Consider the following 23,319-nt stretch of genomic DNA (forward strand, 5'->3'; position numbering starts at 1 on the left):
AAGCAGCTGGGCCCAACCGTCAACGCTACTGACGGACATGTGAGCGAGTCGGTCGCGCACTCCGCGTCGACCAGGCCTCGAGGACGCGTGGCCGTCGGCACGGCCTGGCCTGCGTGGTGCTGTCAGACCTCAGGCGTAGGGTCTGGTCCTTCGATGGCGAGTAGCAGTTCACGCAGGTCGCCGGACAGCCGCTGTTGTAGTGCGGGGTCGATGGCGGCGAAGACTTCCTGTTCCGCGACGTCGTTGGCCTCGACCGCTTGTTGCTGGCGTTCGAGGCCGCTGGGGGTGAGCGTCACGAGAACCTGGCGGCGGTCAGCGGGGTCGACGTCGCGTCGGACGTAGCCGTTGCGCTCGAGGCGTCCGATGCGGTTGGTGATCGCGCCGGAGGTGAGCTGGGCCACGTCCAGCAGTTCGCCGACGGTCAGCGTGCCGCCCGCGCGGCGCAGTCCGCTGAGGATCTCCAGCTCCCACAGCTCCATGCCGAGTGGGGCTAGCCGCCGGCGTACCTCGGTGTCCAGCTTGCGGGCGGCCCGCCGCAGTCGCCAGGCAATCGCCTTCGCGGAGGCGTCACGCTCGGGCTCAAAGGTGGCGAGGAACGCGAGCATCGAGTCGACCCGGTCGCGTCGTGCGCTGCTTGTGGACATGGCAACAAATATAGCAGCTTGAAGAATCTCAACGTCGTGATAATCTTCTCTTCACGTTCAGATAATGAAGGTGAAGGGATCTAGCTGTGGCGACGAACGCACGTAGAGCGGGGCGAATCGCCCCCGCGCACTCGCAGGGGCAAGGGAGGGAGGCTGGCGACGCCGGCACGCGTACTGTCGCGGTGACCATCACGCTGGCCGTTTTGGGGGTGTTCGTCACGTATGTGCCGATCACGGCGGTCAGCGGTTCGCTGACCACGATCGGCGCCTCGACCGGCGCATCGACGGCGGACCTGCAGTGGGTCAGTGACAGCTACATCCTTCCGATGGCGGCGATGATTCTCTCGGCTGGTGTCTTCGGGGATCTTCATGGCCGCCGCAGCGTCTATCTCATCGGCATGGCGTTGACCGTGCTCGGCACGCTGATCGCCGCACTCGCCGGCACGTTGAGCGGCCTGTCCGCACTTCATCTGCTGTGGACCGGTCAGGCCGTGACCGGCGCCGGCGCCGGTCTGCTGCTGCCGACGACGCTCGCGCTGATCGCCCACGCGGTACCCGATCTGCGGGCCCGGGCGCACTACGTCGCGCTGTGGGCGACCGGACTCGTGCTCGGCATCGCCGTCGGACCGCTGATCTCAGGGACCATCCTCCGGTACGCCGGATGGGGCTGGGTCTTCGTACCCAACGCGGGGCTCGCCCTCGTCGCCGGTGCCCTCGCCGCACTGCGCCTACCGGAATCAAAGGCGCCGGACGGCCGCCACCTGGACTGGCCCGGCCAGATCACCGCGACGATCGCGATCGCCGCCAGCATCTTCGGTGTGATCGAGGGCGGCCAGTCCGGTTGGAGCTCGGCTCGGGCCGTTAGCGGACTGGCCGCGGGCGCTGTCGCGTTCGCCGCGTTCCTGGCTGTCGAGGCACGCTCGAGCTCACCGCTGTTGAACCTGTCCCTTTTCCGGTCGCCCGCCTTCAGCGCCGCCGGCTTCTCGGCGCTGATCGCACTTTTCGCGCTCGTCGGAACAATCTTCCTGCTCAGCCTCTTCTTCGGTGCCGGGCAACACCTCTCACCACTTGCCATCGGTGTGCGATTGCTGTTCATCAACGGCGTCACCGCCGTGGCGAACCCGCTAGTCGGACGACTGCTGACCCGCTGGCCACCTCTCGCGCTCCTCGCCGTCGGGCTCGCGCTCGGCTCAGTGGCGATGTTCCTGCTGACCGGGATGCAAGCCGACACCCCGATCCGGGCTGCCGCGTGGAGGCTCGCCACCCTCGGCGTCGCCGACGCATTCATGCTCAGCGCCGTCGCGGTCGCCGCCATCAACGCCGTCCCGCATCGCCTCGCCGGCATGGCCGCAGCCGCGAACACCGCGCTGCGCCAGTACGGCGCCGTCCTCGGCCCCGCCGTCCTCGGGGTCATCCTCACTAGCCGGATCGCGGGCGGCGCCAGCATGTCCTCCGCCCTGCACACCGCGCTCATCGTCAACGGCGTACTCCTGGTCATCGCCGCCATCATCTGCGCAATGACCGTGCGGCTGGGACACAACACCACAAGCTGAGCACCGAATCATTCACGGCACTGCTCGCAATCCTGCCTTTTGATGCCAATCGCCCAGGAAAGCCTAAGAGAAGGGTTCCTACTCCGTACAGGCAGGTACCTGACTCTCCCATGAGGGGTGCATGGGCGAGAACGAGAAAGAAACGAGAACGAGAAAGAGAGGAGAAAACGACCGCACGAAACGGCAGCCGCGAGTGGCATGGAAATGTCCAGGACGGCGCCAGAACCGTCACCGCAAGGAACACAGTCAGGACAGGAGATCCGCCCATGGCAGACCACCCGACGGCTGGCGCCGCGCCAGTCATCTGCCCCACGTGAGGGAAAGCCCCCGCATTCGTAACGTCGCAGTGTTCCTCAGCCAGGAATGCAGTCGTCACCTGGCACAAATACCGAAAGGCAGGACAATGAAACTCACCCGCGCCGCGCACCTGACAAGCATGCGCGCACTCACCATCGTCATCGCGGCGGCCGCCGGCATCGCCGGGCTGCTCATCACGGCCGGACCGGGGGCGTCCGCCCACACCGGATCCGCCCACGCCCGATCCGCCCCGGCCGGCGCTGCCCCCACGGCCCAGCCCGCCTGCCAAGTCGACCCGTCACCCCCGGCCGGCTTCATCGAACGCAAAGCCAAAGTCAACGGCATCGGCATCAACTACGTGCGCGGCGGCCACGGGCCCACCCTGCTCCTGCTGCACGGCTACCCGCAGACCTGGTACACGTGGAACCACATCCTGCCCGCGCTCGCCCGCCACTACACCGTCGTCGCACCCGACCTACCCGGCGCCGGGCTGAGCGACGCCCCCGCGCCCACCGCCACCTACACAAAGAAGGCCATGGCCGCCGACATCCACGCGCTCATGGTCAAGCTCGGCCTCAGCCACAACATCAGGATCGTCGCCCACGACATCGGCACCACAGTCGCCTATCCCTACGCCGCCGCCCATCGCGACGACGTCGTGAAACTCGTGCTCAGCGAGGCCCCGATCCCGGACCCGACCATCTACACCTTCCCCTCGCTGACTCCGAACGGCCCCGGGCTGTGGTGGTTCGGCCTGTTCGCCGAGAAAAACGGCCTGGCCGAGGACTTGATGACCGGCCGGGAGCGCCAGTGGGTCACCGACTTCATGCCGACGAGCGAAGTTGTCAAGGGCGCCGTCACCGCATGCGACATGGAAATCTACGCCCACGCCCTCGCGCAACCCGGACACCTGCGGGCAAGCATCGAATGGTTCGCCACCCTGCCGCAAGACGTCAAGGACAACGCCATCTACCAGGAGACCAAGCTCAGCATGCCGGTCCTCGCAATCGGTGCCTCGGGCAACCTCGGTACCCGGGAGGCCACCTGGGTCCGCCAGTACGCCACCAACGTGACCGGGGTAGTCATCCCGAACTCCGGGCACTGGCTCTACCAAGAACACCCCGCCGAGCTCACCAACATCCTCCTGCAGTTCCTGCAGTAACCGGCGCTCGGGCGGCTGCCGCTGCGACCAACGACAGCCGCCCGTCGGGAACCACGGCCGAATGCGCCCTGGAACGACACAGACTTCACCCCGGCCGCACGCCTGACTTGTGCCACGTTCGGCCGAGCTCAGCGCGTTCACCTGCAGGTTTGTGTTGATTGCTGCCTGGATGTGTGCCCTAAGCGGGTGTCCCTAGGCTGTCGGTCGTGGCTCCGTACGTGCGCACGGTGAAGACGGCCTCGGGTGCGACCGCGGTCCAGATCGTGTATTCCTCGCGGCGCGGATCGCGGGACATTGAGCACATCGGGTCGGCCCACGACGAAGTGGAGCTGGCGCTGCTGAAGGCCGCGGCGCGGCAGCGGATGGCGGTTCACGGTGATGTCCACTGTGGGTGGCGGCGGGGCCACGTCGATCCTGAGCCTCCCCCCGTTACCCCCTCCGCCGACCTGGTCGTCGCGGGCCAGCACGGTACGTCGTGCCAGCGGTCGCCGTCCACCCCACGCTGCTCTTCCAGCCGCACCGCGTCGCACACGAGCCCGGCCATGCAGCAGAAACGCGAACAGGTCCAGCAGCTCGAACGGTCCATCCAGCACCGTCCACGAGACCTCGCCACCAGGCGATCCACCCGCCTGGCGACCAAGCCCAGAATCGCTTCCAGCGCGTCGACAACACCCGAGATAACGACCCTCAGTACTACAGCCACTCGCCGCCCATCCTTCGTCGGCTACGTGAAAGACATCGTTACGAATGTCTTGCGTCAAGGTTCTTGCAGGCAGTCAACATCCGGCCTCCGGCGCGGGGCGTTGTGCCGCGACGTCGAGGAGGGTTTCCGCGGCGGCGCGTGCGTGGGCGGCCGCATCAGGGCGGCCCGCGATTGCGGCCGTAGTTTGCGCCCCTTCGACGAGGATCGCGATTTGGGCGGCGACGGCTTCGGAGGCACCGGTCTCAGCTACCAGTCCGGATAGGTATCGCTGGAAGGCCTTCTTCTGTGCGCGCACGGTGCGGGTGGCCTTCGGTGAGCTTGGACCGAGTTCGCCGAATACGTTGATGAACGCGCAGCCGTGGAAATCAGGCTGACGGAACCATGCGTCGAGGAAGTCGAAGATCGCCACGACTTTTTCACGCGGGGTCGCTGCGTCGGCAGCGAACGCTGCGATGCCGGAATCCCAGGTGACGCGGCGGCGATTCAGTACCGCCACGAGCAGGTCATCCTTGGAGTCGAAGAGTGAGTAGATGCGCTTCAGGGAGATGCCGGCGGCGGCTCTGACCTGATCCATCCCGACGGCTTGCACGCCCTGCGCGTAGAAGAGCCGGTCGGCGCTTTCGAGTAGTCGCTCACGGGCTTGTGTGTCCTCGGTCATGTTTCCTGCCTGCAGCTTGCCTGGAGAACGGTCGTTCCCCTACTGTAGCAAGCAAGCGGAGAACGATCGTTCTCCACCGAAGACTTTGGAGCTGCGAAATGGCCACCGTCACCGTTGGGACAGAGAACCGCGCACCGATCGAGCTCTACTACGAGGACCATGGATCCGGTCAGCCCGTGGTGCTCATCCACGGTTACCCGCTCGACGGCGACAGCTGGGAGCTACAGGCCCGCGAGCTGATCGCCGCCGGATTCCGCGTCATCACCTACGACCGCCGCGGGTTCGGCCGGTCCAGTAAGGTCGGTATCGGCTACGACTACGACACGTTCGCCGCCGACCTCAACACGCTGCTGGAGACCCTCGACTTGCGCGAGGTGATCCTGGTCGGCTTCTCCATGGGCACCGGCGAACTTGCCCGCTACGTCAAGGCCTACGGCCACGAGCGTGTCGCCAAACTCGCCTTCCTGGCTTCACTGGAACCGTTCCTGCTCCAGCGCGAGGACAACCCGACCGGCGTGCCGCAGGAGGTTTTCGACGGCATCATCGACGCCGCTCGAACTGACCGCTACGCCTGGTTCACCTCGTTCTACGAGAACTTCTACAACCTGGCCGAGAACCTTGGCAGCCGAGTCAGCCAGCAGGTGGTCACCGCCAACTGGAACACCGCAACGGTGTCCGCTCCCGTAGCCGCCTACGCGGTCGTGCCCTCTTGGATCGAGGACTTCCGAGACGACGTCGCCGCTGTGCGCGCATCGGGAAAGCCCGCACTCATCGTGCACGGCACCAGCGACAACATCCTGCCGATCGACGCAACTGGCCGGCCCTTCCACGCCGCGTTCCCCGAGGCCGACTACGTCGAGATCGACGGCGCCCCGCACGGCCTGCTCTGGACCCACGCCGCCGACGTCAACAAGGTGCTGCTCGACTTCGTCACTACCTGATCGCGGCATCGCCTGCATCCGCCGCCCACCGCAACCACGGCACCGCGTTCCACAAAGGGTGGAAGCCTGTCGCCGACCTGATCATCGACCTGGCGCGCCGACCGAAACGACCCGGTCAACTCGAGTGCAGCGAGCGCCCTGACGGCGTCGACCATGTAGAACCCGAGAGAGTCCGGGGCGGTCACCACACACGACCGACCCCGGGCTCTCACGGATCTATCCGCGCTTAGACACACATACTCTGATGGACCCCGACGGCAACGACTCATCGCTGCCGGGCTGGCGCATCTTCTTGCTATCACTCTTAGCCTCGATCCACCGATCGACTTGGCGTGGGGCGCTGATTCCGGATCGGCTTGATGCTGGGCTGTGTGGGCGTGGTGGGGTGTCCCGCCTCGCTGCGGGGGTGTTCCACTGGGGCGTGCGGTTGGTGCCGTGGTCGGCGTGGTGGTCAGGAGTTGGCGGTGGCTGGTGGCCCGCAGACTCGATCGAACAGCGTGGTCCAGTGGGGCTGCCAGGGCCAGCCGAGCGGCAGGTGGAGGGTGATGCGGCGGGCTGATGATGCGATCCGGGCGGCGACGTTGACGAGTTTGCGTCTGATCGTGGCGGTGGTTGCTCTGGCCAGTTCACCGCCGGCCAGGGTCGCGGCGGCACGGGTGAGGTTGAACGCCATCACCGCGAGCACCAGCCAGGCGGCGTTCGCGGTGAACACCCCGGACGGCAGGTGAGCGAGCGCTGAGTTCTTCAGGTCGGCGTTGACTTGTTCGATGATCGCGTGACCGCGGTGGGTCTTGTCGGCGGTCACGGTGTCCATCGCGTCGGTGCCGGTTGTGGTGAAGAAGGCGTGGAACCGCCAGATGTCGAACAAGGTGTCCTGTCCGGCCGCCTTCTTCTTGGTGTTGAGGTCGGGGATCCGGCGGACCACCAGCCGGCCTGGCACCCGGTCGGCTTTGCGGCGGGACGCGAACGCGGTGAACGGGATTTCGGCGACCTCCGCGCGGGAGACCCATTGACCGGTCTGCTCGTCGAAGATCGCGTCGGTGTATTCGATCGGAGTCCATGCATCCGCGTCGTCTGCGATGGCGGCGATCGCGGCCTTGACCCGTTTGTCGAGGCGGACGGTGACCGAGACCTCGGCACCGGCACGGACCGCGGCCAGCACCAGGCCGCAGCCGTAGAACGCCGAGTCGGCCCGCACCAGCGGCTTGCCGGACGACAGTCCATGCAGTCCGCGCACGGTCTTCAGCGCGTCGGTGATCAGGCGCTTGGCGCCGCGCGGCGAGCCGACCGATCCCTTCCGCAGCCGCTGCGCCACGATCACCGGCGCAGTGCCGGATCCCTGGGCGCCGCTGGTGGTGACGGTGGCCAGCAGCGCGTTCAGCCCACGGACACCGGAGTAGCCGAACCCCGCACCCTGCTTGGCGTATCCGTGCACCTCGATGATCGTGTCATCGACATCGACCAACACATGCTCCCCCTCTGTTCCGCGTGCGGGCTGACCGACCAGCGGCGCCCGATCGGCCAGCGCGGCCAGGAACCGGGAAGCGACCGCGTCGAGCTGGCGGACATGGCCGAAGGTGAACGTCCGCAGGAACGACCCCAGCGTCGACGGCGCATAAACACTCCCGAACACCCTCCGCATCCCGCCATGCCGAAGCAACGCCATGTCGTCGATCGAGTCCGCACCGGCCACCATCCCCGCGACCAGCGAGCAGACCTTCAGACCCGCGTTCGCGCCCTTGTCCGTCGGCACACTCAACCGCTGATCACCCAGCTCACGCAGACCCACCGACTCCGCCAGCGCCATCGCCGGCACCAGCCCACCCGACGACACCAGATTCGGATCATCGAACCTCGCCGACACCGACCGTGGCCTGTGAGACAGTTGCATCTGACGGATGCCCTTCGCGCTCGGTGATCTGGAACCCTAGACAAGTCCCAATCTCCCAGCCCGCAAGGGCATCCGTCCGTTACGCCACGCTCACCCCACCCAGATCATCGGTGAATCGAGGCTTAGCCATGTCGCACGCGGCAAGCAGCCTGGTGCCACGCGACCACGATGAAGAAACCCCCGGGCGAGGAAACTGGGACCCGAGGGGCTTGGGTGGAGCCGCCTGTCGGAATCGAACCGACGACCTTCTCATTACGAGGAGGAACGACACCGCCGCATCTGGCCTCTACCAGCAACTTTGCCATCGTTCCCTTCGCACCACGGCAACACATCCCGCAGGAGTTGACACCACTTCGCACCACGATCCGCACCACGCATGGCGTTCAGCCCGACGGGTAGCAGGTGAACTTGCCGCGCTCATGGGGCGGCAAGATCCAACTGGTGCGGACCCGCAGCACGGGCACCCTCGGTTGTCGTACAAATCCGCCGTCGAGAATCGGACGGTGCCGACTTGTTAGCTAACGGCCCTTTGGAAGGGGAGGCAATCGGGCCACCTCGAACTGCATGATCTTGGAACTCTGCTGCATCCAGTTCGCCATTTGCTGAGCTTCGTGCTGGGTGGCGAACCTACGCGCCTGCGATTCTCGTCCCCACGCTACGGGCGGTCGTCTTGGGGGATCGCCCTCGAAGTAGTAAGAAATACTCCCGTCGCGAAGGCGCCGGATCACGCACCACTCGGGTCCACGATCTGCCTTACGAGTAGAACCCTTCTTTGACATGCTTCCTCCACAAGGCACCGCCTGCGACAACCATGATCACCCTGCGCTGCAACGTTCGCTCATCGGCAGATCCGTGCGTTGGCTGGCTCCCTCAGTCGGTCGCCAGACGCCTAGCCTGTCGCACATCAGTTGGCGGACATGTGTCGCATATCTGCTGGCGGATCACAGAGACGAAGAGCGGATCTGTCCTGGTGCCGGTCGGGATCGGTCGCCGGGCGAACCGGCGACCTTCTCATTACGGGGAGAAAGGTCACCGTCACATCTGCCGTCTTCAGGCGTGATTCGTTGCAAGGAACCTATCTCCGGTGCCCGTATTTTTCATCCGTATCGGGCAGTTCGCTCCACGAATGGCTCCACGCCGCCGCTACAACTCCCCCGTCCGCTGGCCCACTCCGACCCACGATCAGGGGGCGGTCTGCACCGCCGCCGGCGTCAACCCCGACCACTACCGCGTTTGGGCGCACGAGGGACCGGAGGCGACCGCGCCGGCCACCGCTGGCTCGACAGTCGCAGTGACGAGCTGGGCGGTGTACCGGCTGCCACCCCAGCACCTGGAGGCGGTCCTGGCGCGCGAGTTGGCGCACCGCCTGGCAATGCCTCGTACGCCATCGCTGCTGCTGTGCTGGCTCGCTGTGCCCGCGCGCATGATGGGCCGGGCGATCGTCTTGTGCCTGAAGCATCGGGTGATGTCGATCTTCGCCAAGATCGCGATCGGGTTCCTGCTAATCGGTGTGGTCAGAGTTTGGATGTTCCTCGGCTTCGGCCACTACGTGGTGTTCGTGGTCGTAGCCGCCGGGTCGATAGCCGACGCCGCGAAACTGCTCGGCGGCGGCAGCGGCCCGGCCGTGCAAACCGCCACCGCCGGGTGGGCAGCAGGTTTCCTGGCCGGCGTCGCGATGTACTTCCAGACCCGGGCCGCCCGAATCGCCACCAGCCTGATCCTGGCCGCTTTCGTCGGAACCGCAGCACTGCTCGCGCTGGCCGCACGCACCGGCATCGACCAGCCCGGCCGAACCGTTGCCGGCACGCTGATGTTCGGCGTCGTCTACCTGGCCATCGGTGCCCTGGTCGGCGCCACGGTACGCAACCCCGTCAACGGCACCGTGTCATCTTGTTCGTCTGGATCATGGACGTGTTCTTCAGACCTGCCATCGGCCCACCGGACCGGCTCGCCACCCGATGGTTCCCGACCCACTTCATCACCCTGTGGATGGTCGACCTGCCATCCCGCCACGGCGGCCGACTCGGCGACCTCGGCTGGGCACTCACCTGGACAGTCGGCGCACTGGCCGTGGCCTGGGCGGTGGTCACCGCCACAAACTGGGTCACCCACCGGTCCCATCAGTGGGTCACCGCCGGGTCGGATCTGGACCAATTCCTGTCCGGCCTGCGGATGGGCCTGCGCGACTACCGTCGCAACTCGGTGCTGTAGGCCCTGCTGGCCGTCGTACCGGTCGTCTTCATCTGGCTGTCCAAGGTCATCACCGAAGATGGCTACATGACGCTGTCGCTGGTCGACGACGGCACCAATACGAACATGACGTTCTGGCTCCCCGACATGCACGCCGGAACGATGACCCCGATGGCCATCGCGGCCCTGGCCACGCTGGCCGGGCTGTTCGTCGTCCTCGACGCCCGGGCCGCGGACCGCAGGCTCGGGCTGGCCGGGTTCCGCATCGGGGCGCTGCTCAGCCGGCTCGCCGTGATCGGCGTCGCGGTGTTGCTGGTCACCGCGGCATCCCTCGCGGTGACCGCAATGGTGTTCGACGCCAGGCAATGGCCCATCTACGCAGCAGGCGATCTGCTCCTGGCCGCCACCTAGGCTCTGGTCGGTGTTTGCCTGGGCCCGATCTTCGGACGAGTCAGCGGGGTCTTCATCGGCCTGCTGCCGTTCATGGACATCGGCATCGCCAGAGCCCGAAGCTCCGCGCCGAACCACCAAGCTGGCCCGCGCCCTGCTCGGCTACGGCGCCGACCGGGTATTGCTCGACGGCGGACTCACCACCACCTTCGACCAGACCGGCCCACTCCCGCTCGCACTCGCTTAACTGGCAGCACTCGTAGCGGTCACCGCGCTAGGCTTCCGCCCCGCACACGGCATCACCGGCGTGAGGCGGCGGGGTCAAGACCCAGCTGTGCCCGTCGACCGGTGATCAGCCGTCCTGCGACAGGCACGTCGGGCGATGCGGGCCACTCGCGCAGAGCACCGCAGCTGGGTCACTGCGCATGCACATCCTGGCTGGCAAGGTGGGCTTTCGCCTGGGTGTAGGCGTCGGCGTCGATCTCGCCGGCCGCGAATCGCCGGTCCAGGATCTCCTGCGGCGTCTCCCGCCGTGGTTGATCGGATCCCGGATTGGCAGGCCGCTGAATGACCTTGAATACGGCCCACACGATCACTGCGGTGAGCGCGATCCACACCAGCGGCATCACAATCATCATCCAGCCCCAGCCCGAGCCCCAGTCGCCGTACATCATGATCGTCTCCCAACAGTTGGCATCTCTGTCTTTACGGTCTGCCGTGCTGCCGGGGGCAGCCAGAGGCTTAGGTCTCGCGCTGGACAGGACCTGCGGCAGTCCGCGGCGCCCGGTCGGCCAGCGCGGAGGGTGTTCGGAACCGCCGAACAAGCCCAGCCATTGAAGCCAGGTCATGGTCGGGATATCAGCGCCATATCTGCCCTGCTGACTCTGCGGCCACGACCCGGGGAATCGGGGACGTTGGGCTCCCGCGGATTGGGACCATCGGCAAGACCAACAGACTCGAACTGGCCATAGCGTCGAGGTGATGGTTGCCCACGCCGGAGCCTGCAAGTGGGTCATTCGGTGTATGGGTGGTTGGCGATGACGGGCGGTGTCACGATGGGCTGGATGTGGGTGTGGCCCCTGCTCACCGTGGCGGGTCTGCTGATTCTGGGTTATGTCGCGGTTCGGCTGGTGCAGAGCAAGCGGATGTCGTCGCCGACCGGGACTGGCCCGAGTTCTGACTCGCCCGCACGGCGGATCCTCGACACCCGCTACGCGCGCGGCGAGATCGATGCCGAGGAATACCACCATCGCAAGGGGCTGCTCCCGTGACCCGCCAGCCGATCAGCCGCCGCCGGACGCTGGCCCTCCTCGCGTTGGGCACAGCCAGCACGGCTGCCGGGGCGACCGGATGGATCACCGGTCTGGGCGCACCACGTCGCAACCCCCTCGCCCCGGCCGACACCAGCCAGGTCCTTAGCCAGCCGGAGGCGATGGCCAGCTCGAACGGGGTACTCGATGTGCGCCTCACCGCCGCGCCGGGCGCGCGACTGGCCGGACACGACACCTCGGCCTGGGGATACAACGGGACGTCACCCGGACCGACCCTGCGGCTGCGCCCCGCCGACCTGCTGCGGGTGCGGCTGGTCAACCGCCTCGATCAGCCGACCAACCTCCACACCCACGGCCTGCACGTCTCCCCGCAGGGCAATGGCGACAACCCGTTCGTCACCGTCAGGCCCGGCGACAGCTTCGACTACACCTTCCGCATCCCGGCCAACCATCCTGCCGGTACGTTCTGGTACCACCCACACCACCACGGCACCGTCGCCGACCAAATCTTCGCCGGGCTGGTGGGCGCGCTCCTGGTCGAGGCCGAACCTGACCTGCAAGTCACCGACGACCTGGTGCTCCTGGTCACCGACACCACCCTGGACGGCGCCGGCCGCGTCGCCCCGGCCAACCGGACGGCCAAACTACAAGGCCGCGAAGGTGACCTAGTTCTGGTCAACGGCCAGCACGAACCCGTCATCGCCGCGACCCCGGGGGCAGTCCAGCGGTGGCGCGTCATCAACGGCTGCACGTCCCGGGTCATCGCACTACGCCTGGAGGGCCACCAACTCACCCAGATCGCCCTCGACGGGATCTTCCTGCCGGCACCCGTCGACCGAGACCACGTGCTGCTGGCCCCAGGCAACCGAACCGACCTACTCATACGCCCCACCGCCAACGGACGCTACCCGCTGATCAGCAATCCATACGACCGCGGCACCACCGCCATGATGGGCAGCGGAGGTATGGGCCGCAACCATTCGTCCACCGGCAGCCCGGTCACGCTCGCCACCATGACCGTGTCCGGACCGGTCAGCGCCTCACCGCCCATCCCCACGACCCTGCCTGCCCCACCTGTCCCACTCGCCTCGGCGACAAGTCAGCGTCGGCTGACCCTCGCCATGAGTATGGCCGGCATGGGCGCGATGACCTTCACCATCGACGGCCGCACCTTCGACCCCGAACGCGACGACCAGACCGTTGCCCTAGGCACCACCGAGGAATGGACCGTGGTCAACACAAGCCCCATGGACCACCCGTTCCACCTGCACGCCTGGCCGTTCCACGTCCTCGACGCCAGCGCCGGCACACCCCTCACCGGCGTGCAACAAGACGTCGTCCTCATCCCCGCCCGAGGCTGGGCACGCCTACGAATCCCCTTCACCGACCATCCCGGCCGCAGCGTCTACCACTGCCACATCCTCGACCACGAAGACCTCGGCATGATGGGAACCATCAACGTACACGGCTAGTTGGTGGCGTTGAGGATCTCGCGGATGGCGTCCAATCTCAGCCCTGCCTCCTTCGCGCACACGATCGGCGCGACCCGGTAGCGGTCAGCGTCGCTGTGCAGTCGCCGGTCCGCCTCCACCCGCGCATGCGCCAGAAGGCCACGAGACTCCCAATGCCGCGGAACATTTGGCATTGACGCCGTCCAGGGGGCATGGGACGACGCGATGTTCCACGTCCGGGCCCTGAAGCTGTCGCGGCCCGAACGAGGTCCTGAGCCGCAAAACTGCCGGGCACGATGTGATGTCTCAAGACATCGGCATAGCCCCGAACCCTCATGTGGGTTCAGGGTGGCGGCCAACCGGTTGGTCCTGGTACTGCGGTCCTCCCGTGTCCGCCAAGGTGATTTCGACCCTGGGCGGTGTGGTCAGCGAGTTGTGCACGGTGCAGTGGCTGGCGACCGCGAGCAGAGCGTCGCGGCGGGTGGCGGGCAGGTCGGCCGGAACGTCGATGCTGATTTCGATCTCGTCGACCCGTGGTGGCTTGGCCGCGGTGTGCCATGACGCTCGGACGGACAGTCCGGTGGGGTCGATGTGATGGCGTGCGAGGTAGCGGCGGGCGTAGAACGCGACGCACGCTGCAACGCTTGCCACGAACAGCTCGGTAGGCGTCGGGCCGACGTCCTCGCCGCCGGCGTCCTGCGGCTGATCGACGGTGACCACGTGACCACGCGTTTCGATGTCGAAGCGGTCTCTGCCGCGGTGGCGCACACAGATGGCTGGGGTCGGCGATCGCCGTACGGTCGCAGCTGGTGCTCCCGCGGCGCTCGTGGAGTTCGACATGGGACCAAGCCTCCTCAGGGACGGTGCCGCTCAGGGCAGTTGTACGTAGCCGTGCCGCATCTTCCACAGGAAGTACTTCTCGAAGCCGAGCTTCATCAGGTGGGCCTGCGGTCCCGGGATGAGTACGCCGTGTTTGCGCGGTGGAAGCATCTTGTCGGCGAGGATGATCACGCCGTTGTTGCCGGCGTCCATCACGCAGACGGCCTTGATGTCGCTGAACGCCTTGGTGTTAGTCGGCTTCTCGCCTCGGATCTGCGCGGCGATGTTGGCCGCGGCGGTGTGTGCCATCACCTCGGTCGGGAAGCCGGTCTTGGGGATCCCGACGGGTGTCGGGGTCTGCCAGGGAGCGTCGACTGCGGCGGCCACACCGACTGCGTAGACGTCGTCGAACTTCTCGCTCTGGTAGGTGTCCCGCACGACGACGTAGCCTTTCTCGTCGACCAGCCCGTTCGACTCGTTGAGGAATTGCTGCCCGAGGAAGGGTGGGATGACCATTCCGAAGGTGAAGGGCAGGTTCTCGCCGTCGGCCAGCACCAGCGCACCCTGGTCGATGTGGTCGATGCCGACCGAGATACGCGTGTCGATGCCCTCTTTCTTGAGGAACATGCCCAGGAGTTGCTCGCCGTGTGGCAGGCCGCCGATGCCGAAGTGTCCGAGGAAGGGTTCTGCCGTGACGTAGGTGAGTTTGACCTGCTTGTGCAACCCTGCCTTCCGCAGCTGGTGTGCGGTGTTGAACAGGAACTCGTAAGCGGCGCCGAAGCAACCCGCACCTTGGGTGGCCGCGACGACCACATCACCAGGGTCGTCCAGGAACCGGCGCCAGGCGACCGCCGTCCGCTGGGCCTCGGGGAGCGTGGTGATGGTGTTGGCGTTCTCCTTGAACCCGGGAACGACGTCGTCCTTGTTGCGGTAGCCGGTGGCGATGACCAGGTAGTCGTAGCCGAGCTCCCGGCCGTCGTCGGCCGTGACCTTCTTCGCCACTGGGTCGACTTTCGTGGCCGCAGCGTGGATGAACTCGATGCCGTGGGCCTCCAGGGTCGGTGCGACCGGGAAGGTGATGTCGGCGCTGTCCCGCTTACCGAACGGCAGCCAGATCAGGCTGGGATTGAACAGGAACTGGTCACTGGCCGACACCACCGTCACGTCGACATCCCCGTCCAGCTCGTGCCGGACAGCCAGGGCAGCGGTCAGCCCTCCGAAGTTGGCGCCCAGTACCAGGACCTTCTTGCGCATCTCCAGCCTCCTCGATCGAATTCTCTTGAGGCAGGTATACCCGGGGAGGTATCAGCGCCATCAGAGTCCTGTGGCCCCTCATCGCGGGCCAGAGGTCATGGCCAGCGATCGGCTGGGGCCAAAGCGTCCGATGACCGTCGGCGGTGCGCTGGTCTGGCGGCGACGAGCCCTGGCTCTGGGTCCTGATTACGTCACGCCAGGGAGAGGAAGAGTTTCTCCATCTTCTTTGTGTCGATGCTGTCCGGTCCGTCACCCTGCACGATGCATTGGCGTAGGCCGCTGGCGACGATCGCGAATCCGGCGCGGTCGAGTGCGCGGGAGACGGCGGCGAGCTGGGTGACCACGTCCTCACAGTCGCGGCCTGCCTCGAGCATCCGCAGCACACCGGCGAGCTGGCCTTGGGCGCGCTTGATCCGGTTGACGATGGGGGTCATCTCGGTCGGGTCGAGTGCGGTCATCTGTGCTCCTCGGTGAGGGCCGCAAGCGCGGCGGTGAGGCGGTCCTTGGCGTCTCGGGCGACGCTGTGCAACTGCGGGGCGTCGGACAGCCCCATCATCGCGTCAGGGTCGAGAGCTTCGACCACGGTGGTCTCCTCGTCCACGGATCGGACGACAACGTTGCAGGGCAGCACCGCGGCGATCGACGGCTCCACCTGCAGCGCCTGGTAAGCCAGCGGCGGCCGGCAGGCGCCGAGGATGACTTGCGGGGGTACGTCGACGTCGAGCTTGGCTGCGAGTGTGGCCTTGAGGTCGATCTCGGTGAGGATGCCGAATCCCTGGTCGGCGAGGGCCGCACGGACCGCTTCGACGGTCTCGTCGTACGGCCGTTCGACGGTCGTCGCGAGCGTGTAGCCGGGCATCAGGCGCTCCTCGCGCCCTGCTCGTCAGCCGCATCCGCCCGTGCCTTCTCGATGTCCAGGTCACGCACCGCTGCGATGACCTGCTCGAGCGCCTGCGCCGGCAGTGCGCCAGGCTGGGAGAAGACCCGCGAGCCGTCCTTGAAGGCCATCAGGGTGGGGATCGATGTGATCCGGGCGGCCGCAGCCAGTGCCTGCTCCGCCTCGGTGTCGACCTTGCCGAACACGATGTCGTCGTGCGCGGCGGCGGCCTTCTCGTAGATGGGCGCGAACATGCGGCACGGGCCGCACCAGGATGCCCAGAAGTCCACCAGGACGATCTCGTTGTCGAGGATCGTCTGCTCGAAGTCGGCTCTGCTGAGGTTCACGGTGGTCACTGGTACTCCTTCTGCGACGGCGGGAACCGTCTGACTTGACGATACCCCGGAGGGTGTTACTCGCCTCAGCGCACATACCCCCGGCCGTATTCCCGCAGCGATATGACGGCGGTCGGCTTCAGCGGGAAAGAGGCCGACGCCAAAGGGTCGGTCGCGATCGACCCCGCATCCTCGACTACCGCATCCACGGCGAGGCGTACGCACGGACCGCTCTGGCCAGATACACGGTTCAGCGCCACGCCGACGGCAGTCAGGCCAATGTTTGCGAATACCCCAGGGGGTGTTATCGTCGGTCTCATTGGATACCCCGCGGGGTATCGATCTCATCAGTTGGACAACGAGCGAAAGGACCTGCCCGATGCGGGTGACCACCCCCGAGATCGATGTCGACCAGCTCTCCGAAGCCGTCAGAGCCGGCGCGGCGATAATCGACGTCCGCGAGCCAGGCGAGTACGTCGCCGGCCACGTCCCGGGAGCTGTTCTCATCCCGATGGGCGAGCTGCCCAACCGCCTGGCCGAACTCGATCGGTACGCCGCGATGTATGTCGTGTGCGCGTCGGGCAACCGCAGCCGCACCATGACCGACTTCCTCCGCCGGGCCGGCTTCGAGGCCTACTCGGTGGCCGGCGGCACGGGCGGCTGGATCCGTTCGCGCCGCGCCGTCGTCACCGGCAACGAACCCCGCGCCTGAACCCCAACCCCCTGACACAACCCCGTGGAACAGACATGACTGAAGCAATCGACCGGACACATCCCGCCACCTCTGCCGGCATCACGGTGGTCCCCCTCGAGACACCGACACTGGGCGACCGCAGCTATCTCGTGCACGACGGCGAACAGGCCTTCGTCGTGGACCCCCAGCGCGACATCGACCGGGTGATCGCGTTGCTCGAACGGCACCGCCTGCGACTGACCCATGTGTTCGAGTCCCACATCCACAACGACTATGTCACCGGGGGCCTGGCATTGGCCCGGCGTACCGGTGCGGACTACCTGGTCAACGCCGAGGACGGCGTGTCCTTCGAGCGCACGCCGATCCGGGACGGAGAGGTCGTCGAGATCGGTCCACGGATGCGAGTCACCGCGATCGCCACACCGGGACACACCTTCACCCACCTGTCCTACACACTCACCGACGCGGCCAGCAACGCGCAAGTGGCCGTCTTCTCCGGCGGATCCTTGCTGTACGGCGCCACAGGCCGCCCCGACCTGCTCGGTCCCGGCCACACCGACGACCTGGTCCACGCCCAGCACGCCTCGGCCCACAAACTCGCCGCACTGTTGCCCGACACAGCAGAAGTGTTCCCGACCCACGGCTTCGGATCGTTCTGCTCCGCGACCCAGTCCGAGGCAACATCGTCGACGATCGGCCAGGAGAAGCAGACCAATCCGGTGCTCATCCAAGACGAAGAGACCTACGTCCGCGAGCTCCTCGCCGGCCTCAGCGCCTACCCCGCCTACTACGCACACATGGCGCCGGCCAACACCGCCGGCCCGTCCGAGCCGGACCTCTCGACGCCGACCAAGGCAGACCCCGCCCAGCTGCGGCGACGGATCGACGCCGGGGAGTGGGTCGTGGACCTGCGCACCCGCACCCTGTTCGCAGCCGGTCATGTGCCCGGCTCGCTGAACTTCGGGCTCGACGGCGCCTTCGCCACCTACCTGGGCTGGCTGATCGAATGGGGCACCCCCCTCACCCTGCTCGGCGAGACGGCCAAAGACGTGGCCGAGGCCCAGCGTGAGCTGGTCCGGATCGGCATCGACCGGCCGGCAGCGCACGCCACCGGCAAACCCGAGGACTGGGTTGCCGACACCGGCCGCCGCGTCGCGGCGTTCCCGATCGCGACCTTCGCCGACCTTGCCCAGGTCCGCCACCATCGGCACGTCACCGTGCTCGACGTGCGCCGCAGCGACGAATTCGCGGCCTCCCGGATCGAGGGGGCGCTCAACATCCCGATCCACGAACTGCCCAGCCGGCTGTCCGAGATCCCCGACGGGGAGGTCTGGGTGCACTGCGCCGGCGGCTACCGCGCATCGGTCGCCGCATCGCTGCTCGACGCCTTCGGGCACCCCGTGGTCGCGATCGACGACTCCTTCGACAACGCGAAGCAGACAGGTCTGCCGCTGGCAGGCTCGGAAGCGTGATTCTCGCGATCGCAGCCGTGGCGGGCGCGCTCATCGGGCTCAGCCTGGGCGCGCTCGGCGGCGGCGGGTCCATCCTCGCCGTCCCGGTCCTCGTCTACGTCCTCGGGCAATCCCCGGCACAGGCGACAACTGGGTCGCTCGTCATCGTCGGCGTCACCGCCATGGTCGGAGCCGTCACCGCCTACCGCTCCGGCAACGCGCTACTGGCAAGAGGGCTGGCGTTCGGCGTGGCCGCCATCGGCGGCGCCGCGGCCGGCGCGAAAGCCTCCAGCCTGGTCCCAGAGCCCGTACTCCTGGCCGCTTTCGCGGCGCTGCTCCTCGTCATCGCCGCCGTGCTGGTCGTCCGCCAGATCCGCACTCGTCATGGCCTGCCAGCAGAACGCCGGCCAGCCGATGTCGACAACCCGATCATCACCTTCTCGCCCAGGTTCGCCTGCCAATGCCCGCAAGCACTCAAGGTGCTCGTCACTGCCACCGCCGTCGGCACGCTGACAGGCTTCCTCGGCGTCGGCGGCGGCTTCCTGGTGGTGCCGGCCCTGATGCTCGCGCTCCGGTTGCCGATGGAGTACGCCGCCGGAACCTCGCTAGTCGTCATCACCATCACCTCAGCATCGGCGCTGGCGGTCCGAGCCGGCACCGGCACCCAACCGGACTGGAGCCTGGTTGCGGTGCTCACCGCAGTCGCGGTCCTGGGCGGCTGGACCGGCGTCCGGCTGACCGCGCGCCTCGACACCACCAAACTCCAGACAGCGTTCACGGTGCTGCTCGTGCTGGTCGCCGGCTACACCGCCTTGCAGGCCGTGCCCGCACTCATCTGACCCCCCACCCACTGTCCAGCACAACCCGACCATCCGAAGGAGAACCACCATGTGCAGAACAGCCACCTGCAAAACGTGCGGCAAGACGACCTGGGCCGGATGCGGCCAACACGTCAAGCAGGTCATGGCAGGCGTCCCCACCTCCCGTCGATGCTCCGGCCACGCCGACGAGCCAGCCGGCCGAACCGGCTGGTTTGACAAGCTGTTCGGCCGCGGCTGAGCCGCAGGGATGCGGTCATCCGGCGTCGCCAGCATGCGCCGGCACACCGGCCGGGATCACGTGTCCGACCTGCTCGACGGATATGGCGCCCGGCTCCTGTTCATCCGAGGCCGCCGCCCAGCACTGACGTCATGCCCATTTCCTCAATCCAAACTCTTCTTGCGAGGCAGTCATTTCCACCACTGAACCGTCATCGAGACCGACCGAAAAGCTGACTCCCGTCGTCCTGCGCGAGCTACTGCGCGGGCTACTACGCGGCGAAAGTGCCCCGCGACTGCTGGACGTGCGGACCCCGGGCGAGTTCCATACCGCGCACATCCCGGGTTCGTACAACGTCCCCCTCGACACCCTGCGCGAGCATCGCACGGAGTTGCGGCAGCACCTCGACGAACAGGTCGTGCTGATCTGCCGCTCCGGCAACCGGGCCGGCCAGGCCCAGCAGGCCCTCGCCGAAGCGGGCCTGCCGAACCTGCGCGTCTTCGACGGCGGCATGCTCGCCTGGGAAGCCGCGCAATGCCCGGTGATGCGAGGCAAGCCCCGCTGGGACCTCGAACGGCAAGTGCGCCTGGCGGCCGGGACCACCGTGCTGGTCAGCGGTCCGGCCGGTCTTGTGGTGCCCGGCGCGCACCTGGTCGGCACCGCCCTCGGTGCCGGGCTCGCATTCGCCGCAGTCACCAACACCTGCGCATTGGGCATGCTGCTGTCCAAACTCCCCTACAACAGAGGCCCGAAAGCGGACATCAAGGCCGTGATCGGCACCTTGGCCGCTGACCGGGCCTGAACCCGTGTGATCGCTTGGCAGCCAAGCGGCCAAGCGATCACACAGCTCAGCGGTGCGGCCTGGTGATAGCAATCATCAGGCCGAACAGCCGCCGGACGCGCCCTCGTCGTCGGCGGTGTCCTCGGCCCGATCACCTGCCCGGAGGTCGTCATCGACTCCGCGGGGGATGAGCTGGCACGATCGAGGCAACGACTCGACGGAGGAACCACCGTGGCTGACAACGAGAACTCCGCGGCCCGTGCAAACATGGGTCACGATGACCGGCCGTGAGGAGACGCCAGCCAGTCCGTCAACGTCCGATAGCACGAGCTCTCGCGCCGCCTTGCGTCTCGGGTCCTCGATCGCGTTTGGCACTGCCGGCGTTACGGTCGTCGCCTTCGCCTTGGCGTTGACGGCTCTTCCGAACGACGTCCCCTATCCGTTCGCGAGCGATGTCATCGCCGAGCAATGGCCGGGAGACTACCTGTGGATGTACCCGGCCATGCTGGTGATGCTCCTCTTCGTCGCGTTGCTCGCGTCGGTTCACGAGTACGCCGCTCAGAGGCGGAAGATCTTCAGCTTGCTCGGGGTGTGCCTCGCGACTATCGCTGCCGCGGTGCTTTTGATCGACTACTTCATCCAAGTCACGGTGATGCAACCGAGTCTCGAGAAGGGCCAACTCGACGGCTGGGCGATCCTCACGCAGTACAACCCGAACGGCATCTTTATCGCTCTCGAGGAGCTCGGATACTTACTGATGAGCCTCGCCCTCGCGTGTGTCGCCCCGGTCTTCATGCACAGAAGCAAGATCGAGCGCACGATCCGCTGGCTCTTCATTGGGAGCTTCGCGGCCGTGGTCGCCGCGCTAGTCGCCGTCTCGGCAGCGCGCGGAATCGATCGCGGAGATCTCTTCGAGATCATCGTGATCTCCATCGTCTGGTTGACGCTCATCGTCGCCGGGCCGCTGGTCGCGGTCGTGCTCCGGCGTGCAGCTGCCTGCTCCCAAAGCGCGTGACGCGCGGGCTGGGAGATGACAGGCCACGCCCGCGTGCGCTCCGTAGCTTCGGAGCCGACTGGCGACGAAGATGGGGTGCAGGGTCGCGCGAGGGCGGCAAGCTGTCACTCCCAGGCGCTTCGAGGAGGGCAACTGTCGGAATCGAACCGACGACCTTCTCATTACGAGAAGGAACGTCGGCGTCACATCTGCTCTCTACCAGCGGTTCTGGTAACACGGTTGCCCGCAGCGGACGCGAGAGTCCCCATGAGTATCCGCCATTTTGTGGCAAGTCGCCCCGCAGGGCACTCAAGCACGGCTTCCTGGACGCTCCGGCTCGAGCAGGCCGAGCGTCTCGCCGAAGGTCTCGAGGCGAGTGCCGAGGCGGTCGAGCAGCAACGCCCGTGCTGGCGGCGTCGGGCTGTGCGACGTCCACGGGGCGCTGAGCGATCGCGTGCCGGCGTGCTGTGAGCTGCCTCCGGCTGTCTCGGTCGGATATCAGGCTGGCCTCGCGCAGCTCATCGCCGAACCTGGTCAGTTCCGCAACTGGTCGGGCGTGCTTCCGTCCCACAGCCCCACCGCGAAGGACGGCCGACCTGGTCGTTGGCCATCACCGAGCCGGGTTTCGGTTAAGGGATCCAGCGATATCCCGAGCTCGTGCGCCTTGGATCGCACGTCGTCTTCGCTGCGACCCAGGTTGAGCGCGATGATGCGTGTGGCTGTGGAGCATCCGGCGAGTTCGCGCAGTTGGGTGATCTCGTCGTCGCTCCACTTGGTGTTTTCGCGGATCGACGTCGGGTCGGTCAATGCGTGCCTCCGGTGTGGGGGTCCCGATGCGGATCTGATCGTCGCGGCCTCGAGCGCCCTGCGGCGTGATCTGCGGCGGGCGGGCGACGTGGGCATGTGCGTTCGGCGGCCGTGGCCGCGGTCCCGTGTTGGGCGGGACCGCTTCCGCGGCACCGGCCGCCGAACGGCCGGTCTAAGCGCAGCTGGCTACATGCCGGAGCGGTAGGTGTCGTCGTAGTAGCCGCCGAGTCGGGTGCGGTAGTCGTCATCGGAGCCGGTGTCGGGGTCGTACTCGGGGGCGGCCTTGATCTGGTCCTTGGTGCGGTCGACGTAGACCTTCTGGTCGTCGTGGTCGACCCGCTCGACCACGCCGGCCGGTAGCAGCACCTTGCGGCCGAAGATCCACGGCCCGGTGTCGACCACCAGCCCGGCGGTGCCGGGCTGGTCGGTGGCTTCGTCGACCTTGCCGATGTCGCCGTCGGTGGCGGCGATCTTGTATCCGGTCAGGTCGCTGCCCTCGGTGTAGCCGGAAGTCGCTCGGTAGGTCCAGGGGTCGAACGCGTGCATCGACATCGCGGTCTGCCTTTCGGTGCAGTGGGCCGTGGCCCAGCAGGGAAGCCCGCGACACGCGTGCAGGGCTCGAGACCCGCACCCGGTGTCTCGAGCAATTGGTAGAGCGCCGGTACCCACCACCCACGCGGTCAACCAACACTCCGCAGGTTCGAGTCCACCAACCGCGGATGGACAACGACCGCGGCAGCCGATCAAGGCTGGGTGGCATCGGCTAGCACGACAGCCGGAGTTCGTGATGTTCATGCTGGGACGGCTTCTCGGCGCTGGTAGTGGCTGGTTCGGGGGCGGTGTTGCGGCGAATCAGCAGGGAACTACTAAGGACGCGGTTGCGGCAGCGGTGCGTTGCGCCTGTGTGAGCCGGCGTGTGGCGGCGATGAGGTTGCGTGCCTGCATGGGCGAGAACAGGTAGGTCTTTTCGCCGCCGCACTCCCGTCGGATTCGCCTGGGGCCGTCGCGGTAGAGGCCGCGCGCCGGAGGCTGGATTGTGCCGCTTCCCGGGGTCGGGCTGGTGATGAATTGGTTGAGGCCTTCAAGGCCGCTCAGGACGTCTTGGGCGCTGCCGGAGA

Annotated in this window: 25 protein-coding genes and 2 tRNA genes; 12 read left to right on the forward strand and 15 right to left on the reverse strand. The window is 67.0% G+C overall.

Annotated elements, in window-relative coordinates; genetic code table 11:
- Window positions 1-122: 122 nt before the first annotated feature.
- Window positions 123-644: a MarR family winged helix-turn-helix transcriptional regulator gene (locus OG817_RS33150; RefSeq protein ID WP_406048646.1), complete on the reverse strand. Its 522-nt coding sequence runs from the start codon at window positions 642-644 to the stop codon at window positions 123-125.
- A gap of 182 nt (window positions 645-826) precedes the next feature.
- Between OG817_RS33150 and OG817_RS33155 the strand changes: the two genes are divergently transcribed.
- Together OG817_RS33155 and OG817_RS33160 are read left to right on the forward strand one after the other, a co-directional pair.
- On the forward strand, window positions 827-2,197 hold the full coding sequence (locus OG817_RS33155; RefSeq protein ID WP_406048648.1) for an MFS transporter: 1,371 nt from the start codon (window positions 827-829) through the stop codon (window positions 2,195-2,197).
- A 346-nt stretch (window positions 2,198-2,543) separates the two neighbouring features.
- Entirely contained in the window at window positions 2,544-3,656 is a 1,113-nt protein-coding gene (locus OG817_RS33160; protein ID WP_406048649.1) for an alpha/beta fold hydrolase, read from the forward strand.
- A 776-nt stretch (window positions 3,657-4,432) separates the two neighbouring features.
- Here the strand turns inward: OG817_RS33160 and OG817_RS33165 are convergent.
- Complete coding sequence (locus tag OG817_RS33165; RefSeq protein ID WP_406048650.1) at window positions 4,433-5,017, reverse strand: TetR/AcrR family transcriptional regulator; 585 nt, start codon at window positions 5,015-5,017, stop codon at window positions 4,433-4,435.
- A gap of 98 nt (window positions 5,018-5,115) precedes the next feature.
- On the opposite strand from OG817_RS33165, the gene OG817_RS33170 reads away from it, so the two are divergent.
- Window positions 5,116-5,958 (forward strand): alpha/beta fold hydrolase, encoded by an 843-nt coding sequence (locus OG817_RS33170; RefSeq protein WP_406048652.1) that lies wholly within the window; start codon window positions 5,116-5,118, stop codon window positions 5,956-5,958.
- 451 nt (window positions 5,959-6,409) lie between these two features.
- Here OG817_RS33170 and OG817_RS33175 read toward each other — a convergent pair whose 3' ends face one another.
- The 3 genes from OG817_RS33175 to OG817_RS33185 all read right to left on the reverse strand — a co-directional run bounded on the left by OG817_RS33175 (window position 6,410) and on the right by OG817_RS33185 (window position 9,559).
- Window positions 6,410-7,849 (reverse strand): IS1380 family transposase, encoded by a 1,440-nt coding sequence (locus tag OG817_RS33175; protein ID WP_406048654.1) that lies wholly within the window; start codon window positions 7,847-7,849, stop codon window positions 6,410-6,412.
- Between the two features lie 214 nt (window positions 7,850-8,063).
- A tRNA-Tyr gene (locus OG817_RS33180) sits at window positions 8,064-8,133 on the reverse strand.
- Between the two features lie 1,261 nt (window positions 8,134-9,394).
- Window positions 9,395-9,559: a hypothetical protein gene (locus tag OG817_RS33185; RefSeq protein WP_406048656.1), complete on the reverse strand. Its 165-nt coding sequence runs from the start codon at window positions 9,557-9,559 to the stop codon at window positions 9,395-9,397.
- 180 nt (window positions 9,560-9,739) lie between these two features.
- On the opposite strand from OG817_RS33185, the gene OG817_RS33190 reads away from it, so the two are divergent.
- Together OG817_RS33190 and OG817_RS33195 are read left to right on the forward strand one after the other, a co-directional pair.
- Window positions 9,740-10,060, forward strand: coding sequence for a hypothetical protein (locus OG817_RS33190; protein ID WP_406048657.1), 321 nt, complete (start codon window positions 9,740-9,742; stop codon window positions 10,058-10,060).
- Between the two features lie 66 nt (window positions 10,061-10,126).
- Window positions 10,127-10,450, forward strand: coding sequence for a hypothetical protein (locus tag OG817_RS33195; protein WP_406048659.1), 324 nt, complete (start codon window positions 10,127-10,129; stop codon window positions 10,448-10,450).
- A 395-nt stretch (window positions 10,451-10,845) separates the two neighbouring features.
- On the opposite strand, the gene OG817_RS33200 is transcribed toward OG817_RS33195, so the two are convergent.
- A complete protein-coding gene (locus OG817_RS33200; protein ID WP_406048661.1) occupies window positions 10,846-11,103 on the reverse strand; it encodes an SHOCT domain-containing protein in 258 nt (85 codons plus the stop codon).
- Window positions 11,104-11,466: 363 nt separating this feature from the next.
- On the opposite strand from OG817_RS33200, the gene OG817_RS33205 reads away from it, so the two are divergent.
- Both OG817_RS33205 and OG817_RS33210 read left to right on the forward strand, forming a co-directional pair.
- A complete protein-coding gene (locus tag OG817_RS33205) occupies window positions 11,467-11,700 on the forward strand; it encodes an SHOCT domain-containing protein (RefSeq protein ID WP_406048663.1) in 234 nt (77 codons plus the stop codon).
- The gene (locus OG817_RS33210) at window positions 11,697-13,172 is read left to right on the forward strand and encodes a multicopper oxidase family protein (protein WP_406048665.1); all 1,476 of its coding nucleotides are present in this window, start codon (window positions 11,697-11,699) and stop codon (window positions 13,170-13,172) included. The genes OG817_RS33205 and OG817_RS33210 overlap by 4 nt, the downstream gene beginning before the upstream one ends.
- On the opposite strand, the gene OG817_RS33215 is transcribed toward OG817_RS33210, so the two are convergent.
- The 6 genes from OG817_RS33215 to trxA form a co-directional block, all read right to left on the reverse strand.
- Entirely contained in the window at window positions 13,169-13,345 is a 177-nt protein-coding gene (locus OG817_RS33215) for a MerR family transcriptional regulator (RefSeq protein WP_406048667.1), read from the reverse strand. The two genes, OG817_RS33210 and OG817_RS33215, sit on opposite strands and share 4 nt — an antisense overlap.
- 139 nt (window positions 13,346-13,484) lie before the next feature.
- A complete protein-coding gene (locus OG817_RS33220) occupies window positions 13,485-13,991 on the reverse strand; it encodes an OsmC family protein (RefSeq protein WP_406048669.1) in 507 nt (168 codons plus the stop codon).
- Between the two features lie 30 nt (window positions 13,992-14,021).
- A complete protein-coding gene (locus OG817_RS33225) occupies window positions 14,022-15,224 on the reverse strand; it encodes an NAD(P)/FAD-dependent oxidoreductase (protein WP_406048671.1) in 1,203 nt (400 codons plus the stop codon).
- Between the two features lie 191 nt (window positions 15,225-15,415).
- On the reverse strand, window positions 15,416-15,682 hold the full coding sequence (locus OG817_RS33230) for a metal-sensitive transcriptional regulator (protein WP_406048673.1): 267 nt from the start codon (window positions 15,680-15,682) through the stop codon (window positions 15,416-15,418).
- Window positions 15,679-16,083 carry a DUF302 domain-containing protein gene (locus OG817_RS33235; protein WP_406048675.1) on the reverse strand — a complete coding sequence of 135 codons (405 nt, stop codon included), beginning with the start codon at window positions 16,081-16,083 and terminating at the stop codon, window positions 15,679-15,681. The genes OG817_RS33230 and OG817_RS33235 overlap by 4 nt, the downstream gene beginning before the upstream one ends.
- The gene (trxA, locus tag OG817_RS33240; RefSeq protein ID WP_406048677.1) at window positions 16,083-16,457 is read right to left on the reverse strand and encodes a thioredoxin; all 375 of its coding nucleotides are present in this window, start codon (window positions 16,455-16,457) and stop codon (window positions 16,083-16,085) included. Before trxA ends, OG817_RS33235 begins: the two co-directional genes overlap by 1 nt.
- Window positions 16,458-16,815: 358 nt before the next feature.
- Here trxA and OG817_RS33245 point away from each other — a divergent pair, with 358 nt between their 5' ends.
- The 5 genes from OG817_RS33245 (at window position 16,816) to OG817_RS33265 (ending at window position 21,415) form a co-directional block, all read left to right on the forward strand.
- Window positions 16,816-17,148, forward strand: coding sequence for a rhodanese-like domain-containing protein (locus OG817_RS33245; protein WP_406048679.1), 333 nt, complete (start codon window positions 16,816-16,818; stop codon window positions 17,146-17,148).
- 35 nt (window positions 17,149-17,183) lie between these two features.
- Window positions 17,184-18,602 (forward strand): rhodanese-like domain-containing protein, encoded by a 1,419-nt coding sequence (locus tag OG817_RS33250; protein ID WP_406048681.1) that lies wholly within the window; start codon window positions 17,184-17,186, stop codon window positions 18,600-18,602.
- Window positions 18,599-19,420, forward strand: a complete 822-nt coding sequence (locus OG817_RS33255; RefSeq protein ID WP_406048683.1) for a sulfite exporter TauE/SafE family protein — start codon at window positions 18,599-18,601, stop codon at window positions 19,418-19,420. Before OG817_RS33250 ends, OG817_RS33255 begins: the two co-directional genes overlap by 4 nt.
- Before the next feature lie 458 nt (window positions 19,421-19,878).
- Window positions 19,879-20,421, forward strand: a complete 543-nt coding sequence (locus OG817_RS33260) for a rhodanese-like domain-containing protein (RefSeq protein WP_406057562.1) — start codon at window positions 19,879-19,881, stop codon at window positions 20,419-20,421.
- Between the two features lie 256 nt (window positions 20,422-20,677).
- Complete coding sequence (locus tag OG817_RS33265; RefSeq protein WP_406048685.1) at window positions 20,678-21,415, forward strand: hypothetical protein; 738 nt, start codon at window positions 20,678-20,680, stop codon at window positions 21,413-21,415.
- A 125-nt stretch (window positions 21,416-21,540) separates the two neighbouring features.
- On the opposite strand, the gene OG817_RS33270 is transcribed toward OG817_RS33265, so the two are convergent.
- The 3 genes from OG817_RS33270 to OG817_RS33280 all read right to left on the reverse strand — a co-directional run bounded on the left by OG817_RS33270 (window position 21,541) and on the right by OG817_RS33280 (window position 22,753).
- A tRNA-OTHER gene (locus OG817_RS33270) sits at window positions 21,541-21,640 on the reverse strand.
- A gap of 288 nt (window positions 21,641-21,928) precedes the next feature.
- Window positions 21,929-22,201 carry a hypothetical protein gene (locus OG817_RS33275; RefSeq protein WP_406048687.1) on the reverse strand — a complete coding sequence of 91 codons (273 nt, stop codon included), beginning with the start codon at window positions 22,199-22,201 and terminating at the stop codon, window positions 21,929-21,931.
- Between the two features lie 186 nt (window positions 22,202-22,387).
- The gene (locus tag OG817_RS33280; RefSeq protein ID WP_406048689.1) at window positions 22,388-22,753 is read right to left on the reverse strand and encodes a PRC-barrel domain-containing protein; all 366 of its coding nucleotides are present in this window, start codon (window positions 22,751-22,753) and stop codon (window positions 22,388-22,390) included.
- Window positions 22,754-23,319: the final 566 nt, after the last annotated feature.

Origin of the sequence: Kribbella sp. NBC_00889 (assembly GCF_045207705.1) — a bacterium.
Classification (GTDB): Bacteria; Actinomycetota; Actinomycetes; order Propionibacteriales; family Kribbellaceae; genus Kribbella.

Excerpts from the sequence above, each read along its gene's own strand:
- OG817_RS33220 (WP_406048669.1), bottom strand. The coding sequence starts at position 13,991 with ATGTCGAACTCCACGAGCGCCGCGGGAGCACCAGCTGCGACCGTACGG.
- OG817_RS33165 (WP_406048650.1), bottom strand. The coding sequence starts at position 5,017 with ATGACCGAGGACACACAAGCCCGTGAGCGACTACTCGAAAGCGCCGAC.
- OG817_RS33250 (WP_406048681.1), top strand. The coding sequence starts at position 17,184 with ATGACTGAAGCAATCGACCGGACACATCCCGCCACCTCTGCCGGCATC.
- OG817_RS33200 (WP_406048661.1), bottom strand. The coding sequence starts at position 11,103 with ATGATGTACGGCGACTGGGGCTCGGGCTGGGGCTGGATGATGATTGTG.
- OG817_RS33225 (WP_406048671.1), bottom strand. The coding sequence starts at position 15,224 with ATGCGCAAGAAGGTCCTGGTACTGGGCGCCAACTTCGGAGGGCTGACC.
- OG817_RS33230 (WP_406048673.1), bottom strand. The coding sequence starts at position 15,682 with ATGACCGCACTCGACCCGACCGAGATGACCCCCATCGTCAACCGGATC.
- OG817_RS33150 (WP_406048646.1), bottom strand. The coding sequence starts at position 644 with ATGTCCACAAGCAGCGCACGACGCGACCGGGTCGACTCGATGCTCGCG.
- OG817_RS33235 (WP_406048675.1), bottom strand. The coding sequence starts at position 16,083 with ATGCCCGGCTACACGCTCGCGACGACCGTCGAACGGCCGTACGACGAG.
- OG817_RS33245 (WP_406048679.1), top strand. The coding sequence starts at position 16,816 with ATGCGGGTGACCACCCCCGAGATCGATGTCGACCAGCTCTCCGAAGCC.
- OG817_RS33280 (WP_406048689.1), bottom strand. The coding sequence starts at position 22,753 with ATGTCGATGCACGCGTTCGACCCCTGGACCTACCGAGCGACTTCCGGC.
- OG817_RS33215 (WP_406048667.1), bottom strand. The coding sequence starts at position 13,345 with ATGCCAAATGTTCCGCGGCATTGGGAGTCTCGTGGCCTTCTGGCGCAT.
- OG817_RS33205 (WP_406048663.1), top strand. The coding sequence starts at position 11,467 with ATGACGGGCGGTGTCACGATGGGCTGGATGTGGGTGTGGCCCCTGCTC.
- OG817_RS33175 (WP_406048654.1), bottom strand. The coding sequence starts at position 7,849 with ATGCAACTGTCTCACAGGCCACGGTCGGTGTCGGCGAGGTTCGATGAT.
- OG817_RS33170 (WP_406048652.1), top strand. The coding sequence starts at position 5,116 with ATGGCCACCGTCACCGTTGGGACAGAGAACCGCGCACCGATCGAGCTC.
- OG817_RS33195 (WP_406048659.1), top strand. The coding sequence starts at position 10,127 with ATGACGCTGTCGCTGGTCGACGACGGCACCAATACGAACATGACGTTC.
- OG817_RS33265 (WP_406048685.1), top strand. The coding sequence starts at position 20,678 with ATGACCGGCCGTGAGGAGACGCCAGCCAGTCCGTCAACGTCCGATAGC.